This window comes from Thermococcus atlanticus (genome assembly GCF_054657855.1).
Map to the genome: position 1 here is coordinate 1570071 of NZ_BAAHXX010000001.1, position 17100 is coordinate 1587170.

A 17100-nucleotide genomic window follows, 5' to 3' on the forward strand; every position below is an offset into this window, starting at 1 on the left:
TCAAAAATTAATAAAAAAGAGAGTTCAGATGCCAAGCTCCTTTCTCTTCTTCATTATGTGGTCATACATGAGCTTTGCCGCCTTGTACGGGTCGGGTTCGACTATGAAGGCCGCACCTACGATGTCGTAGAGATCCTGGGTCAGTATTTTGACGACTCTCGGGCTCCCAAGAACAGGTGGAATTATGCCGAGGTGGGTTGTTATGCCCGAAGCCACAAAGTACGTTCCTATCGAAACTGCTTTTTCGGTCATGGCCTCCGGGGCCGAGCCAACGACTGGAAGCGCTGAAATCGGGACATTTAGATCCCTGGCTATGAGGTCGGCGAGGACGAGCATTCTCGTACAGTCAACACATGACCCCATATTCAGAGCCGGCGGAATTCCCCATTCTTTTGCAAAAGCCCTCAGACCGGGCCCAACGTTCTCGGTGTCAGCATACTCGGGCAGGAAGATGCCATACTTCATGGCGGCAGTTGCCCAGCAACCGGTTCCAATGAGGAGAACATCCCTCTTCATGAGCTCGTTGGCTATCTTGATGTGGTTGTGATCCTGCTTAATCTTTGGATTGTTGCATCCGACAAGACCCGCGACACCCTTTATCTTCCCCTCCACAATGGCCTCCTCGATGGGTTTGAGACTTCCTCCAAAGTGCTTGAGTATTGCCTCAACACTAAAGCCCACATAGCCCTCCATCTTTTCCTTGGGTATCTCAACCCTTTCCCTTGGCCTGTTCGGGAAGTTCTCTACGGCTGTTTTAACTATCTCCCTTGCTATCTCATCCGCTCTCCTCTCATCAAACTTTATGTGCACCGCACCGGGGAATGTTGCTATGGGACTGGTGTCTATTATTTTGGTGTGGAAGCATCTCGCCACATCGACGGTGGCCGGCATTATGCACTGAACATCCACCACCATGGCTTCAACCGCACCGGTGGTTATGGCCATCTCCTGCTGAAGGAAGTTCCCGGCTATCGGGATGCCATGCCTCATGAGAACTTCCAAGCCTGTGCAGCACATTCCAACGACGTTTATCCCCTTGGCACCGAGCTTCTGGGCGAGCTCTATCAGCTCCGGATCCTGCGCCGCTTCAACTATTTTTTCTGAAAGCACCGGTTCGTGGCCGTGGACGACTATGTTGACGTAGTCCTCTTTGAGGACGCCGAGATTTGCTTCGGCCTTTATGACATGAGGTGTTCCGAATAATGCATCCTGAAGCTCGGTTGCTATGAGAGAACCTCCCCATGCATCCCCCAGAGAGGTTTTAAGGCCGTGAAGAAGGATGCTAACAGGGTCGTGGTCTGTCCCCATGTGGGTTCTGTGAAGGGACTCGACGATTTCTCTGTCGATGCTCCTCGGGAGAATGCTGTTTTCAAACCACGGCATCCCCGCCTTTTCGCTGGCTTTTTTGAATATTTCATATGTCTTGGGGTTCAGATATGCCTTCAGGAATGCAAGGGTTTCCTCGTCCTGCTTTCCAAAGTCCCTCAACGCAACCTCCGCAACCTCCTCGGCAAGCTCTCTGACAGTCTTCCCCTCCGTTTCAATTCCGAGCTTCTCCGCAACAGCCTTCAGCTTCTCCACATCCCTGACCTGATATGGAAGGGTGCTGGATGCCATATTCTCAAGCTCTAGAACAGGTTTTCCTTCCTCCCTGAACTTCTCGGCCATCTCAGCGGCCACGAGGAGCGTTATTGCAACGTGCCTTCCATGGTCGCTGTGCGCCGCCGCACCGGCGGCAATCATCCTGAGCAGGTTCCTTGCAACTATTGTGTCCGAATCAGCACCGCAGACTCCCCTCTGGGGCTCTCCCCCGAAGGGATTAATCCTGCATGGGCCCATCATACAGTTCCTACAGCAGACACCCAGCAACCCATAACCACACTGGGGCTGCTGTTTCTCAAGCCTCTCCCAGACTGTTTCTATGCCCAGCTCCCGGGCCCGCCCGTACATCTGCTGGGTGGTCTTATCGATAGAGACCTCCTTATATTTCTTCATTCCGAGCCACCTTCATTAATTTTTATAATCTCAAAGTTCAGGGCTCTAAACAAATCCCAACCGTTGTATTCCTCCTCGTATTCCCCTTCTTTCAGTTTGATTATCTTCTCCGCGGTTGCCTTCCGCACAGTGTTCACTATCTCATCAATCGTTCCAAACTGCAATGCTCCAGTTTTGCAGGCTTCAACGCATGCCGGGGGCCTGCCTTCAGCCCTCCTGTCGGGGCACATATCACATTTGAACATTATCCCTGTGAGGTAGTCGAATTCAGGGATACCAAAGGGACAGACTATGGCGCACATCTTACAGCCAATACACTTGTCCGGCTTTATCATCACTGCACCATCTTCATCATGATAAAGTGCCCCTGTGGGACAGACCTCAACACACGGTGCCCCATCGCAGTGGCGGCAGTTCATCGGAACATTATACGCCCCCATGGGGAGGACATGTATTCTGGGCTGGGGTCTGGGGTCTTCGAAGATCGCTGAGAAGAGATTTTTACTTTTTGAATGCTCAACAGCACACGCAATTTCGCAGTGCCTGCATCCAATGCACCTTTCTGGATTTATGAAAATGGTAGGCTTTGCATTTAAGGATACCATGGTGATCCACCGTTTACTTAATGAGATTTCTTTTATAAACGGTTTTCGGTTTTGATTAAAAACTTCCAAAAAATTTCCAGAATTGTACCGGATTTTATTCCATATTTTTCGTATAGTGCCAGCGGGAAACATGCAGTAATACACATGGTTAATTAACTGAAAGTGTTAAACTAAAAGTTGTGCAGGAATGTAGCTTCATGTATTTTGATGAATGTAAAGAGTCATGACTGCTCAAAGATGGTTAGAAAAAGAATTTCCTGTTCATAATATTGGTTTGTTTTTCGAACCTAAAGGGATATATAAGAGTGCATTTATAACCCTGATGGTGACCTCAATGACAAAAAACCTGGCCCCTGAGATAGAAGAAAGGAGGAGAAAGATATTCCAGCTGGCGGATAGATTGAGTAAAAGCTCTGAAAAAATGGCCCCTGAGGAAGGCTTCAGGGTTGTTATAACGGGCAAAGGAGGGGTTGGGAAGACCACCCTGACCGCCATACTTGCAAGGCTCCTGGCCAGAGAAGGATTCAACGTTTTAGCGGTCGATGAGGATCCCCAGATGAATCTCGCCCATGCCCTTGGAATTCCAAAGGAAGTCCGGGAGAACATCGTTCCCCTTAACAGAAATCTTGATTATATAGAGGAGAAAACAGGGGCAAGACCCGGAACAAACTGGGGACTCTACTTTTCCCTGACCCCTGACGTGAGGGATGTCGTTGAAAGGTTTGGAGTTGTTGGACCCGATGGTGTCATGCTGCTCGTCATGGGCAGCGTCGTTCAGGCGGCCGCCGGCTGTCTATGTCCTGAAAACGCTCTGCTTGATGCAGTTGTTAAATATATAAACCTCCGAAAGAGGGAGATAATCCTCATGGATACTCAGGCTGGTTTGGAGCATTTTGGCAGAGCTCTGGCAAGGGGGTTTAAGCAGGCTGTGATTCTGACAGAACCCACGTATAACTCGGTTCAGGTGGCGGTTAACGCTGCCAGGCTGGCCCGCCAGCTGGGGATAAACCACATCCATCTCGTCATCAACAAGGTGAAAAAAGACGCCCATATAGAAAAAGTCGAGCGTATCCTTGGTGAGCTCGGCTTCAACGATTTCACAACAAAAACCGTCATCCCCTATGATGAGCTCGTTGAGGAGTACGACCCCGAGGTTGAGGCTGTTCTCTCGAATCCAGACTCAATAACCTACAGGAAGGTGTATGAACTCAAGGATATCCTGATCCGCCACGCAGGCTGACCTTTCCATATTTTCGGGATAGTAAGATACTGCCCCCAGGAAAACAGCCTCCTACATTTAGCCGGCTTTTTCATAAAATATTTTAAGCCCCTTCTCCGAGGTAACCATGGTGATACCATGAGAATCGTGCGTTTTGGTGTCTCAATACCCCATGACCTGCTCACAAAGTTCGATGCAATCATCGAGGAGAAGGGCTACACGAACAGGAGCGAGGCAATCAGAGATTTGATAAGGGACTTCATCGTGCGGCATGAATGGGAGAAGGGAGATGAGGAGGTGGCCGGCACCATCACGATAGTCTACAACCACGATGAGGCCGACGTCGTTAAGGAGCTCCTTGATCTGCAGCATGACTATGTGTGCGAAATCATATCGAGCCTGCACGTGCATATGGACGAGCACAACTGCCTTGAGGTCGTCGTGGTTAAGGGGAAGGCCAAACGCGTCAAGGAAATAGCGGACAGACTTATAAGCCTGAAGGGTGTCAAGCACGGAAAGCTCGTCATGACGACGACTGGAAAGCAAATCGTCTGACTGCCCGGGGTTAGCGTATTGTTTTCAACTTTTTGTTATCATCCCAAAACTCTTATATATTTCGTGCCAACATTTTTCCATGTGGTGTTACCATGATCCGGGAACTTCTCGTGAACAGGGATTATGACGGTCTTTTAGAGATAGCGAGGGAGTTTCACGGCCATATATGCCCGTATGTGGCGCTTGGAGTTAGAGCTTCCATGATCGCAATGGAGGAGCTTGGGGTTAGAAGGTTGGACTTCAGGGCAAGTGTTGATGAAAGAATTCTCGCAATAGTTGAGACCAACAATTGCTTTGCCGATGGTGTACAGATTGCCACAGGTTGCACACTTGGCAACAACAGCCTGATATATCTTGATCTGGGAAAAACTGCACTCACCCTGGTAAAAAGAGGCACATGGGAAGGAGTCAGAGTTTATGCCGATGGTGAAAAACTCAGAAGATATTACCCTCCTGAAGCAAAAGAGCTCTTTGAGAGAGTCGTCAGGGATAGAAACGGAACCGAGGAAGATGCCAAGCGCCTCAGTTTGCTGTGGGAGGAAATTGGAAGAAGGATGATCCGCCTTCCTGAGGAAGAATTCAAGGTTGAGCGTGTTAAGGTTCCCCCAGTTGAACCCGCCCCGATTTTTGAAAGCATCAGGTGCTCAAAATGCGGGGAGCTTGCAATGGCAACAAGGGTGGTTTATATTAACGAAACGCCCTTCTGCCTGAGATGTGCCGGCGAGGGATATTATGCAGTCTTGGGAAGGGGGATTGTGGAGGTGAAACCATGAAGAAGCTGCCTGCACTTATCCTGGCCTTTCTGATACTTGTCTCAGCAAGCGGATGTATAAACAGGGGTTCGAGCGGTACACAAACGAGCATTACTGTAACGGACATGCTTGGAAGGAGTGTTGAGCTCCCTGCTCATGTAACTAAAATCGTTGCCGCCGGACCGGGAGCCCTCAGGCTGGTAGTATATCTCAATGCAAGCAACATGGTCGTGGGTGTTGAGGATTTTGAGAAGCGCTACAACTTCGGGAGGCCATACATACTGGCCCATCCTGAGCTCAGGAAGCTGCCCACCATAGGTCCGGGCGGCCCTGGAAAGCTGCCAAACTTCGAGGAGCTGATCAAAATAAAGCCCGATGTCATTTTCATCACTTATGTGGATGCAAAAACAGCGGATGACATTCAGAGCAAAACGGGCATACCTGTGGTGGTCTTAAGCTACGGTAATCTTGCAACATTTGACGATAAGACGCTCTTTAAGTCTCTTGAACTCGCAGGGAAGATACTGGGCAGGGAGAAGAGGGCCGAAGAGGTCATAGCATTTATAAAAAATCTGCAGGATGACCTGATAAAGAGGACAGAGAACGTCAGAAGCCCGGAGGTCTACGTGGGAGGCATAGGCTACAAAGGGGCACATGGAATCGAGAGTACGGAAGCAAAGTATCCCCCCTTCGTGGTTGTTCATGCAGATAATGTCGCCGATAAACTTGGTGAGGGGCACAGGTTCATAGACCGGGAGCAGCTCCTCGAATGGAATCCTGATTATATATTCCTCGATGAGGGAGGGCTGAAGCTGGTTCTTAGTGACTATAAAAAAGACCCCGAGTTCTACAAATCCTTAAAAGCTGTTAAAAATGGCAATCTCTACGGGCTCCTACCGTACAACTTCTACACCACAAATATCGGTACAGCACTGGCAGACGCATACTTCATAGGCAGGGTTCTGTATCCCGAGCGCTTTAGCGACATCGACCCTGCGAAGAAGGCAGATGAGATATACACCTTCCTTGTAGGAAAGCCGGTTTATGAGGAGCTTTCCAGACAGTTCGGAGGTTTTGGAAGGATAGACCTCGACAGCGGCAACGTTGCATATTCACTACCGACCTCTCCGTGATGGGCATGAGGGAATACATGGAGTATATAACCAGGAAGTACCTTATAGGAATTGCTTTGGCCATTTTTGTTATTATTGTTTCTCTTTATGCTCTGTGTGCGGGAGCATACCCTCTTTCCCTCAGTGAAGTCCTAAGCGCCCTCTCAGGAGCCGGGAGCGAAAGCGCACATCTGATTGTGTGGAATATCAGGCTCCCGAGGATTGCAGCTGCCCTTCTTGTTGGCTCCTCCCTAGCCATAGCGGGCGCAGTTATGCAGGGCTTTTTGAAAAATCCCCTGGCAACACCTTTCACAATGGGGGTCTCACATGGAGCAATGTTTGGAGCTTCCCTGGCCATACTCATAGGAGCAGGATATACCGAAAGCTCGGGGAGAATATTTCTGAACAATCCCTATGCCGTTGTTCTCTTTGCATTTGCGGGTGCGATAAGCGCCACGGTTGTAATCTTACTCCTTGCCAGACTCAGGGGACTCAGTCCCGAGGCAATGATACTGGCGGGGGTATCAATGAGCTCCCTCTTTGTCGCATTAACAACGCTCATACAGTACTTTGCCAACGAGCTTCAGCTTGCCGCCATGGTCTACTGGTCATTTGGCGACCTTGGAAGGGCCACATGGAGGGAGGACGGCATTTTGCTGCTTGTATTTTCAGCAGCATTTGGCTATTTTATCATTACAGGATGGGATTTAAATGCCACCCAGATGGGGGATGAGATTGCCAAATCACTCGGTGTAGAGGTTGAGAGGGTCAGGCTCATCGGAACACTGCTCGCTTCCCTTCTGACAGCCGTTAGCGTTGCATTTGTTGGGGTTATTGGATTTATAGGGCTCATAGCACCCCATGCGATGAGGCTGATAGTCGGCGGAGATTACAGGTTCTTAACACCCCTCTCAGCTTTAACAGGAGCTCTTTTGCTGCTCACAGCAGATACAGTGGCAAGACTTGCATTTTCTCCCATGACACTTCCTGTGGGGGTTGTAACGTCATTTCTCGGGGCACCCACATTTCTATACCTGCTGATCAAAATGGAGGGACGGATATGAAAGCGATTAGGATAAAGGAGTTATCCTTCTCATACAACGGGCTCGATATACTCAGAAACGTGAGCTTTGAAGTAGATGAGGGAGAGTTCATGGCAATACTTGGTCCTAACGGGGCGGGGAAAAGCACCCTCCTGAGATGCATCTGCGGAGTACTGGAGTGTGGTGGAGTTGAAATCTTTGAAAAGCCGCTGGAGAGTTATTCAAGAAGGGAGCTGGCCAGACTCATCGGTTATGTGCCACAAAAGAGCATCCCCAGCTTCATGACGGTTTTTGATGCAGTTCTCCTGGGCAGAAAGCCTTACATGGGGCTAACCCCGGGAAAAGAGGACATTGAAAAGGTTAGAAAAGTTCTTGAACTTCTTGGTTTGGAAAGGCTTGCCCTCAAAAGGACAAACCAGCTCAGCGGAGGTGAGCTTCAAAAGGTATTTATAGCGAGGGCGCTGGCTCAGGAGCCCAAAATTCTTTTGATGGATGAACCAACAAACAATCTGGACCTAAAGAGCCAGCTGGAGGTCATGGGAATTGCTGAAAGATTTGCGAGCAAGGGTGGAACATCCATCGTTGTCATGCATGATGTCAATCTTGCCCTGAGATTTGCAAAGAGGTTTATCTTCATGAAGGATGGGGAGATAAAAGCTGATGGCGACTTTAAAATCATAAAACCCGGCCTTTTCGAGGAGATTTACGGCATAATGGTCGAGATTGAGAAAATAAAGGGAATCCCTGTTGTCGTACCACTGGAATAAGAGGTCTCAATTCTCCCGGAGTCTTATTGGAACTCGGCGCTGCCGGGCTCGGCTATGGGCTTGGTATAGTTGTTTCAATTCTCCCGGAGTCTTATTGGAACTTTCTGTTTTCAGGCCGGGGCGGGGGGCAGGCACCTTGTTTCAATTCTCCCGGAGTCTTATTGGAACCGAAAACGTCCCTAACTGCAAATCTAATAAAGTCCTGGTTTCAATTCTCCCGGAGTCTTATTGGAACGCTGTTCCTCCAACTCCGCGATGCGCTGGTTCCTCTCCGTTTCAATTCTCTAGGAGTCTTATTGGAACATTTGTTGGCTGCCGGCCCCCCAACACTGTAGACGATGTTTCAATTCTCCAGGAGTCTTATTGGAACGCAAGGTTTTGCAGGAATTACGAAGTAAAATCAAAAGGTTTCAATTCTCCAGGAGTCTTATTGGAACCGGCGTCGCCATGCTGGTTCCGCTCATAGCTATCAGCGTTTCAATTCTCCCAGAGTCTTATTGGAACATGTCCATTGTTTCAGTTGTGAGCTCCTTCGAGAGAATTTCAATTCTCCCAGAGTCTTATTGGAACAGATAGATTGTCGAGGTGAGGTAGTTGAAAATATCAGATTTCAATTCTCCCAGAGTCTTATTGGAACGTGGAGAAATTATATCAAGAATTCGAAAGACCATAGATTTCAATTCTCCCAGAGTCTTATTGGAACTTTTGGCTTTTCTAAACAATTTTTGGAGGTGATATTAATTTCAATTCTCCCAGAGTCTTATTGGAACGGATATAGAATAGCGAAAGAACTTCACTTATCGAAAGATTTCAATTCTCCCAGAGTCTTATTGGAACATGGTTCAAGAAAGGCAAAAGGAAGGCTGGGCAAATTTCAATTCTCCCAGAGTCTTATTGGAACCGGGAAGGTGATAAGATGAAGGTGGTTACTGATTTTTTAATTTCAATTCTCCCAGAGTCTTATTGGAACTACCCATCTTACTGAGCATTCTATTGACCGTATTAAAGATTTCAATTCTCCCAGAGTCTTATTGGAACGCGTTTGTGTATTCAAGGATGATGCCAAAAATCATCATTTCAATTCTCCCAGAGTCTTATTGGAACACTATGTGGGGGCGGATTTTCCTGCTCTTGAGCTCGATTTCAATTCTCCCAGAGTCTTATTGGAACGGAGAGAAAAGGGGTTTAAAGGCTTAAACTCTCAAAAATTTCAATTCTCCCAGAGTCTTATTGGAACCCAAACGCCCGCCCGGAGCTACTGTTTCATGGACTTCATTTCAATTCTCCCAGAGTCTTATTGGAACGAGACCACAAAGCTGGATATTGAAAAAGTAAAGAAAGATTTCAATTCTCCCAGAGTCTTATTGGAACTGGTCTAAGATGCCCTGCCTTCCAGTCAAGATCAAGATTTCAATTCTCCCAGAGTCTTATTGGAACGACTTTATCTCAAGCTCGTCATCATCACTGTCCGCGTATTTCAATTCTCCCAGAGTCTTATTGGAACCGGCACTTTGCCGAACTCCCTGTAATGTGCCGCAAGGATTTCAATTCTCCCAGAGTCTTATTGGAACCAAATGCATCCTTGCATGTGCCTCTGTAAGCCTGATCAATTTCAATTCTCCCAGAGTCTTATTGGAACGTGGACGGGGGCAACTACTGTACTTTCGTTGTCCCCCATTTCAATTCTCCCAGAGTCTTATTGGAACATTAACGCCTTCTCTTTTTACGTTTTCCAAATCTTATATTTCAATTCTCCCAGAGTCTTATTGGAACACTACGACCGCGACGGGCGGCACTACGTCAAGGTTAAATTTCAATTCTCCCAGAGTCTTATTGGAACTGTATTTGACACAAAAGTTGTTCAGTACCCATCTACATTTCAATTCTCCCAGAGTCTTATTGGAACGAACTGGGATGTAAAAACTCAGGACATAGGGGTAGTTATTTCAATTCTCCCAGAGTCTTATTGGAACAATAAGGTAAAGCTGACACCAAAGGGGTTCGTTCAGTATTTCAATTCTCCCAGAGTCTTATTGGAACTCGCCGGCGTCATTTATCTGAATGAACCTGCGCTTTGATTTCAATTCTCCCAGAGTCTTATTGGAACCACGCTATCAGGTTCAGGTTGGGGAGTTTAGAGCATATTTCAATTCTCCCAGAGTCTTATTGGAACACAATGACCTACGAGAAATTCATCCTGACTAATAAAAAATTTCAATTCTCCCAGAGTCTTATTGGAACCCCTACGGGGTGGGTGGAGCTCACGGGGGGAAGGAAATTTCAATTCTCCCAGAGTCTTATTGGAACATGCCGTATTTTTGCTTAAAGTATTTTGCCACCCTTTATTTCAATTCTCCCAGAGTCTTATTGGAACCTCAGCATTCAAACGCCTAAGATACTCAGTCCGCCGCATTTCAATTCTCCCAGAGTCTTATTGGAACGGTTCGTTCAGTTGGCCATCGCCATAGCGGTGGTTATATTTCAATTCTCCCAGAGTCTTATTGGAACTCTCAGTATTTTAGCCTTTCTGACCGCCGTTACTGATTTCAATTCTCCCAGAGTCTTATTGGAACGAGGGCAATGATTTCAAAGAAGACAAACTAATGCTCTATTTCAATTCTCCCAGAGTCTTATTGGAACTAAAAGTTCGTCTTCGTTGTTTTCGTCTATGATTTCATATTTCAATTCTCCCAGAGTCTTATTGGAACATATATATTCTTGTGAACTTGTACACTGTGTCTCTATATTTCAATTCTCCCAGAGTCTTATTGGAACAGGGCAGATATTTCGTCTTTTTGCCCTATAAAGGAATAAGAAAGCCCGAAATATTTAAACTTTTCTTCAAAGGCGGGGTTAAAAAGAGCGGAGCTGTGTCCGTTGGGGAGTATTTCAATGGCCATTCTGCAGGCAGGCCTTCCTTCTCTCCCATGTACAGAGACATGCACAAGAGTTCCAGAGCCCATAAAGAGGCGTTTTTATTTAGTGCGGGCTTTACACTCCCCTTAGCTTTCAATTATTCGGTATCTGCAGGGGGCAGGCCTGCCGGAGAAAGCTGGGGCCTTTGATCACACATGCCCCTGATGTGGTGTCACAGTTAATACAGATGAATGTAACGCCGGGTTATATGGATACCACCGGTTATTAAAACCCTCCAATCTGCATTTAACCTTTTATTCCACGGATAAAAGGCATGGAAACCCGGAAAACATGAAAACAGAAACCTGGGGAAGAACCGAAAAATTTTCAGCATATCCTCGGCACGGGGTCTCCTTCAGGGGGCTCCATGAATCTTTTACCGCCGATCCCTGTTTCAAGGATGACTTTTCCCCTGTACTCTCCTATTACCTCCCCTATTACCGCCGCGTCCCTTCCCCTTTTCGTCTTTTTCATCGCTTCGAGTGCTTCCTCCGCCTGTTCTCTCGCAACGATCATGACGACCTTCCCCTCATTTGCCACATCGTAGGGGTTTATGCCCAGCATCTCGCTCGCCGCCCTGACCTCAGGCTTTACCGGTATCTCACCCTCCCTCACAAGGATTCCAACTCCGGACTTCCTTGCAATCTCATTCAGGGCATTGCTGAGTCCGGCCCTCGTCGGGTCTTTCATTGCATGGATGTTCTCCCAGCCTATTGCATCGGCCACAGCCTTAACGACCTCCCATATCGGGGCAACGTCGCTTTTGATGTCGCTTTCAAAGGCTATTCCTTCGCGGTAGCTCATTATTGCCATCCCGTGGTCTCCTATCGTCCCGCTGACGAGCACGGCATCACCCACCCTGGCCCCTGCATCGCTTACCGGCCTTTCAGCGATTCCGATGCCCGCCGTGATGACAAAAACGCCTATCCTGTCCTCAACGACCTTTGTATCCCCGGTTATTATGGGAACGGGCACTTCTTTCGATGCTTCATCCATTGACCGCAGTATCATCTCAAGGCTGGCCTCATCAAAGCCCGCCTCTATGATCATGGAGTTCGCTAAAGCTAATGGCTCCGCCCCCATTACTGCCAGATCATTCACCGTTCCGCTCACCGCCAGCCTGCCGATGTCCCCTCCCGGGAAGAAGAGGGGCCTCACGGTGTGGCCGTCTATGGTGAAGACGATGTGCTTATCGCCGAGTGGAATCGTGGCCCCGTCGTCAAGGGCATCAAGCCCTATCCCTCCCGCTGATTTCAGCGTGAGATTCTTCAGTATGACATCCCTTATGAGCTCCTCCATCAGCTCCCCGCCGGCTCCATGTTCGAGCTTTATCTTTTTCATTTTCAACCCTCCATAAAACCTCTGGATGAGAGGTAGCGCCTTGTAAATTCGAGAAATTCCCCGGCGCGCCTTATCTCTTCGGCGGCTTCCTCCTTTGATATCTCCAGCTCAAACGAATAATCCGCAACCTGTCTCGTTCTAAACGCGAGGTTGATGTACGTGAGGTATTTTCTGGGAACCTCACCGCTCCTGACGAAATCTCTACCAAAAAGTGCTATCGCTGATGAGTGCTTTGAAACCTCTATGCCCTTCGTTCTGAGAAGCGCTTCAAGGCAGTAGGACATAGTGTAGTAGGCCCGCGACACCGCGAACTCAGGCAGGTTCTCTTCGAGTAGCTTTTTCGCGGCAAGTAGGCTTTTTTCTGCCTTTCTAAGTATTCTTTCGTACCTCCTGTGGCTCATATCTTTACACCTTCCCTTGTTGCGTTTATGATTAGCGGGTCATGGGACATTTCCGGTTTCTCGGGATACGTTATCAGTGAGAACACGACCCCGTACCTGAGCACCAAATCCGTCATGAGCTCCCCGATTTCCCATTCTTTTTCCCTGTTGGGCCATCTCCTTACCACCACGAGGACATCTACGTCGCTGTCCTCCCTCGCTTCTCCCCTTGCATACGAGCCGAAGAGAACGACCTCGACCAGGTCATCGCCGAGGATTTCCTGAAGTTTCAACTTCACCTCACGCAGGATTTTGAGGAGTTCCTCTCTCTGGAGCATTCTCACCCACCAATCGTATGGTTGTCACCATTCCCACTTAACCTTTGTGGGATTCCGCGACTTCTCTGACCTCCTCTCCTTTGCGGGGGTTTGGCTTAACCCCTCGCCATTGGCAGGAAGGTTCGAGGGGTTTCATTCAAACCCACTAAAAAGTGGGTCTTTGACCCCTCTGGGAGGGCCTTCCCCCAGTTACCCCTACCTCCCGCAAGAGCGGGAAGGCTTGGGGTTATGGTTTTCACCTTACGCAAGATATTAAAGGCACCAACTAAATCAGCATTCATTATGACACCCTCCCTGCGGCACTCAAACAAACCCCTAACAAAGCGAGCGTTAGAATGCCGCCGGCCGCAGAGAGGGCAAAGCTGGGAAGTGAAAGCCTCATTAACCACAACAACCCGAATACCAAACTCTTCCGCCACTTCTTTAAGGCGTTTAATAACGGTATTGAACCGCCACACGTGAGAAAGCAGAAAATTCTGCTTTCTCCCCTTATCAGAGTTTCTTGCTATGCCTTTAGGATAACCTACCACAATCTTGGAAACTCCCGAATCGTAGAGTTTCTGGACAGTCTGTCTTACAGCCGTGTTAATGTAGTGTTTAGCCTGAATTTTTGCTTTATTGTGCATTCTCCTGAGCTTCCTGCTTGTCTTAGCTCCACTCTTGTTGAGTTTGGACTGGTACTCCGCTGTTCTCCTCCGCCAGTAGAAGGCTATGCTTTTGAGTGGTCTGCCATTGACCAGAAAGCTTTCCCCATTCTCCACGTAAACGGCCATTAAGTTATTCACTCCCAAGTCTATTCCCGCCAAAAGGTTTCCTTTTGGGGTTCTTGGGAGTTCAATCCACTCTTGGCATTCAAGTTTTTCCTCAACCGTGAAGCTGATGTGAGCATACCATTTGCGTTTAACCTCGTCATAAGTGATTTCTAACCTGCCTTGCTTGCCTTTTAAGTGTATCCTGCCTTTGAATTGAATTCTAAGCCTGCCGAATTTTCCGAGCCTCCTCAACTCGATAACGTTTCCCTCAATTTTGTACTGGTCGTTCCGGAGTGGAATTACGAAGAGTTTTCTACCGTTCTTTTCTCTAACGAACGTGGGTGGTTTCGGCTTAAACCACTCTGGCAGTTCCCCCTTCCTTTTCTTTTTGGTGAGGGTGAAGAATGAACGCCAGCTTTCAGCGTTTTTTCTGGCCAAGGTTTGAACCGTTGAACCGCCAGTCCAGTCTTTGAAAAAGTAGTAAGCTTCCTGTTGAGTTCCTAAAAAATCGATTTTGCCAAATTCCTTGAATTGTTTTAAGCGCTGGTAATTGAGCCTGTTCCAGATTACTGCTGTGGCGTGAGCTAACTCGAAGAGGGTTTCCTCTTGGGCTTTTGAGGGTTGAAGTTTTACCGTTACCGAACGCTTCATTTCTTCTCCCGTTCAACTTTTTCAATCCAGAGTCTCATTGCTTCTGTTACTGCAACGCCTAAAGCCCCTCTAATTCGCCCATACTTCTCTGCCACGAGCTTTCTGAACTTCCTCTCAACATCATCATCAACTGAGATGGTTATGACTCCCACGCTCCCACCATTAAACATTAAAACGTACAAGTATTTAAACCTTTTCAATGCTTTCCTGTTCAATGGCTAAATTTTCAAACACCGTACCCCGCCCTAAAGGACGAGGTTTGGAAAAGAAAAATCAGTGCAGAACACCGCATCTCAGAGCATCAGATCCTCCCTGCTCAGATACCCTTCGAGGTACAGCCCTCCGAGGAACGCCTGCCCCACGTTTATTCCATTGTCCCCCCTCGGGACTTCATATGTGGAGTAGAACTTCAGACCGTTCGTTTCTGCAATCTTTCTGATGGTCTTGACAATCAGCTCGTTGTATGCAACTCCCCCGCTGATTCCAACTGCCCTGGCCCCAAACTCTCTGGCCTTTTCAAGTGCTATCTCTCCGAATGCCCTTCCAAGTGCGAGATGGACGGAATACGCTATATCGGAGGGGTTTGCCCTGCTCTCCAGTGCCTGATTGAAGAGCTCCTCCACCCTGATGGTCTCCCCCTCAACCGGGATTTCAAACTTCAGGTCGTTCTTGCCCTTGAGGGCGAGGCTCTCAAGCTTCATGGCGGGTTCTCCCTCGTAGGTCCTCCTGTATGCGACGTTCAGGAGAACCGAAAATGCATCGAGCACCCTCCCCGTGGATGAGGCGTATGAGACGTTTATTCCCCTCGTGAGCTGGTTCAGTATGACGTTGAACTCCACCTCGCCGTATTTGAGGCTCTCAATTGCTCTGGGGCAGTGCTTCCTGATTATCTCCCCCACCTCATCAACGGGATAAATTCCGGTCAGTATTCCCATGAGGGCCCTCAGCGGGTAGTAGCTCGCAAGATCACCTCCCGGGAGGGGGTAGTAGTCAATATGTGCAATTCTCTCAACGTCCTCGTAGCTCAGGTATATGACCTCACCGCCCCAGACGTTCCCATCGGTTCCGTAGCCTACACCATCGAGGGCTATCCCTATAATCTCATCGAGTCCGTGTTCAGCCATTATTGATGCAACGTGTGCATAGTGGTGCTGAACCTGAAGGAACTCCGTATGAAGCTTTTCGGCCAGCTCCATTCCGAGCTTCGTTGTGTTGTATGCCGGATGCAGGTCGGCTATTATCAGATTCAGCTTTCCGTCTTTGACCCTGAGTATCTTTTTGAAGTGGTTTATCGCCTCCCTCATGAAGTTGAGAACCTCAATTTTTCCAGTGTTGCCTATATACTGGCTTGGATAAACCCTCCCGTTCTTCGCTATGCAGAAGGCGTTCATAAGCTCGGCCCCGAGCGCAAGTCCGTTGTAGCTGAAGGGAATTTCTATGGGGAGCGGCACGAAACCCCTGCTTCTCCTTATCACTGCCCTCCTTCCATCCACAAATCGGGCAACACTGTCGTCAGCTCTGTTGAGGATTTTCCTGTTGTGGAGGAGGAAGTAGTCGGCGAGATCCTTCAGCTCCTCAAATGCCCTCCCGTTATCTTTCACCATCGGAAGGCCCGGGTAGTTTGCCGACGTCATCACATAAACGGGGCTCTTTGACCAGTGGAAGAGTATGTGGTGGGTTCCGGCATAGGGGAGCATAACGCCGATTGTGTGCAGGCCCGGTGCGAGCTTTTCCGGCAGGGGAAACGGCTCCTTCTTTCTGAGAATCAGTATGGGCCTCCTGTAGGAGGTTAGCTCCTCCCTCTCAGGCTCATCGATTATGGCGAAGCTTTCGATGGTCTCAAGGTCTCTGGCCATCAGGGCGAAGGGCTTCTGGGGCCTGAGGGTTCGCCGCCTGAGCTCCTCGACAGCCTCTTCATTGGCGGCGTCGCAGGCGAGGTGAATTCCGCCTATCCCCTTGATCGCCACGATGTAGCCCTCATCTATCAGCCTGGCGGCCTTTTTGAGCGGATCGCCCCTTATCTCCTTCCCATCACTGGTGTATAACCTGTAGCTCGGGCCGCAGACAGGACAGCATACGGGTTCAGCATGATAGCGCCTGTTGAGGGGATCCCTGTATTCACCCTCACAGAAGTCGCACATATCGAACTCCCTCATTGTTGTGTTCTCGCGGTCGTAGGGGAGGTCTTCAATTATGGTAAAGCGCGGCCCGCAGTTCGTGCACACGATGAATGGATACATGTAACGCTTGTCCGCCGGATTAAAGAGCTCCCTGAGGCAGTCGTCACATATGGCGACATCAGGAGGGATTATGGAATCCCCTCCCGCTCCTCCCTGAGAGCTTTTTTCGATGTAGAACCTGTCAAAGCCCTGCGGCGGGATCTCCCTCTTCCTTATCCTTTCAATCCTGGCGAGAGGAGGTTTCTTCTCATTCAGGTCTCTGAGAAATTTTTTGATGTTTTCATCCCTTCCTTCCACTACTATCTCAACCCCCGCATCTCCGAGGTTCTTAACGTATCCCCTCAGGTCGTTCTCATGGGCGATTCTGTAAACGAAGGGCCTGAAACCGACACCCTGAACTATGCCCTCCACATGAATGTGATAGCTTTTCATCTTCTCACCGCTTTTTTCTTTTATTTTGGGGCATTTATAGGTTTCTAAAACCAAAAGTTAAA

Annotated in this window: 14 protein-coding genes and 1 CRISPR repeat array; of the genes, 6 read left to right on the plus strand and 8 right to left on the minus strand. The window is 48.6% G+C overall.

The features are described 5' to 3' along the window. Positions 1 to 24: 24 nt before the first annotated feature. Both cooS and ACYQ27_RS08405 read right to left on the minus strand, forming a co-directional pair. Positions 25 to 1995: an anaerobic carbon-monoxide dehydrogenase catalytic subunit gene (cooS, locus tag ACYQ27_RS08400; protein WP_456454141.1), complete on the minus strand. Its 1971-nt coding sequence runs from the start codon at positions 1993 to 1995 to the stop codon at positions 25 to 27. Continuing rightward, positions 1992 to 2744: a 4Fe-4S dicluster domain-containing protein gene (locus ACYQ27_RS08405; protein ID WP_460041471.1), complete on the minus strand. Its 753-nt coding sequence runs from the start codon at positions 2742 to 2744 to the stop codon at positions 1992 to 1994. Before ACYQ27_RS08405 ends, cooS begins: the two co-directional genes overlap by 4 nt. A 190-nt stretch (positions 2745 to 2934) precedes the next feature. On the opposite strand from ACYQ27_RS08405, the gene ACYQ27_RS08410 reads away from it, so the two are divergent. The 6 genes from ACYQ27_RS08410 to ACYQ27_RS08435 all read left to right on the plus strand — a co-directional run bounded on the left by ACYQ27_RS08410 (position 2935) and on the right by ACYQ27_RS08435 (position 8048). Next, positions 2935 to 3840 carry an ATP-binding protein gene (locus tag ACYQ27_RS08410; protein ID WP_456454145.1) on the plus strand — a complete coding sequence of 302 codons (906 nt, stop codon included), beginning with the start codon at positions 2935 to 2937 and terminating at the stop codon, positions 3838 to 3840. Between the two features lie 117 nt (positions 3841 to 3957). Then, positions 3958 to 4374 (plus strand): nickel-responsive transcriptional regulator NikR, encoded by a 417-nt coding sequence (gene nikR, locus ACYQ27_RS08415; RefSeq protein WP_456394629.1) that lies wholly within the window; start codon positions 3958 to 3960, stop codon positions 4372 to 4374. 92 nt (positions 4375 to 4466) lie between these two features. Next, on the plus strand, positions 4467 to 5147 hold the full coding sequence (locus ACYQ27_RS08420; RefSeq protein ID WP_456454147.1) for an FmdE family protein: 681 nt from the start codon (positions 4467 to 4469) through the stop codon (positions 5145 to 5147). Then, positions 5144 to 6259, plus strand: a complete 1116-nt coding sequence (locus ACYQ27_RS08425) for an iron ABC transporter substrate-binding protein (RefSeq protein ID WP_460041472.1) — start codon at positions 5144 to 5146, stop codon at positions 6257 to 6259. Before ACYQ27_RS08420 ends, ACYQ27_RS08425 begins: the two co-directional genes overlap by 4 nt. Positions 6260 to 6276: 17 nt before the next feature. Next, positions 6277 to 7302, plus strand: coding sequence for a FecCD family ABC transporter permease (locus ACYQ27_RS08430; protein WP_460041847.1), 1026 nt, complete (start codon positions 6277 to 6279; stop codon positions 7300 to 7302). Next, on the plus strand, positions 7299 to 8048 hold the full coding sequence (locus ACYQ27_RS08435) for an ABC transporter ATP-binding protein (protein WP_456454152.1): 750 nt from the start codon (positions 7299 to 7301) through the stop codon (positions 8046 to 8048). The genes ACYQ27_RS08430 and ACYQ27_RS08435 overlap by 4 nt, the downstream gene beginning before the upstream one ends. A 3-nt stretch (positions 8049 to 8051) precedes the next feature. After that, a CRISPR array of direct repeats spans positions 8052 to 10823; the repeat unit is 30 nt; unit sequence ATTTCAATTCTCCCAGAGTCTTATTGGAAC. Between the two features lie 468 nt (positions 10824 to 11291). Here ACYQ27_RS08435 and hypE read toward each other — a convergent pair. The 6 genes from hypE to hypF all read right to left on the minus strand — a co-directional run bounded on the left by hypE (position 11292) and on the right by hypF (position 17038). After that, entirely contained in the window at positions 11292 to 12305 is a 1014-nt protein-coding gene (gene hypE, locus ACYQ27_RS08440) for a hydrogenase expression/formation protein HypE (RefSeq protein ID WP_456454194.1), read from the minus strand. Positions 12306 to 12307: 2 nt separating this feature from the next. Then, positions 12308 to 12706, minus strand: a complete 399-nt coding sequence (locus ACYQ27_RS08445) for a HEPN domain-containing protein (RefSeq protein WP_460041473.1) — start codon at positions 12704 to 12706, stop codon at positions 12308 to 12310. Beyond that, entirely contained in the window at positions 12703 to 13023 is a 321-nt protein-coding gene (locus ACYQ27_RS08450; protein WP_456454190.1) for a nucleotidyltransferase domain-containing protein, read from the minus strand. Before ACYQ27_RS08450 ends, ACYQ27_RS08445 begins: the two co-directional genes overlap by 4 nt. A 95-nt stretch (positions 13024 to 13118) precedes the next feature. Next, a complete protein-coding gene (locus ACYQ27_RS08455; protein ID WP_460041474.1) occupies positions 13119 to 14426 on the minus strand; it encodes an RNA-guided endonuclease InsQ/TnpB family protein in 1308 nt (435 codons plus the stop codon). Then, positions 14423 to 14608, minus strand: coding sequence for a hypothetical protein (locus ACYQ27_RS08460; RefSeq protein ID WP_460041890.1), 186 nt, complete (start codon positions 14606 to 14608; stop codon positions 14423 to 14425). Before ACYQ27_RS08460 ends, ACYQ27_RS08455 begins: the two co-directional genes overlap by 4 nt. 111 nt (positions 14609 to 14719) lie before the next feature. Next, positions 14720 to 17038: a carbamoyltransferase HypF gene (gene hypF, locus ACYQ27_RS08465; protein WP_456452120.1), complete on the minus strand. Its 2319-nt coding sequence runs from the start codon at positions 17036 to 17038 to the stop codon at positions 14720 to 14722. Between the last annotated feature and the right edge of the window lie 62 nt (positions 17039 to 17100).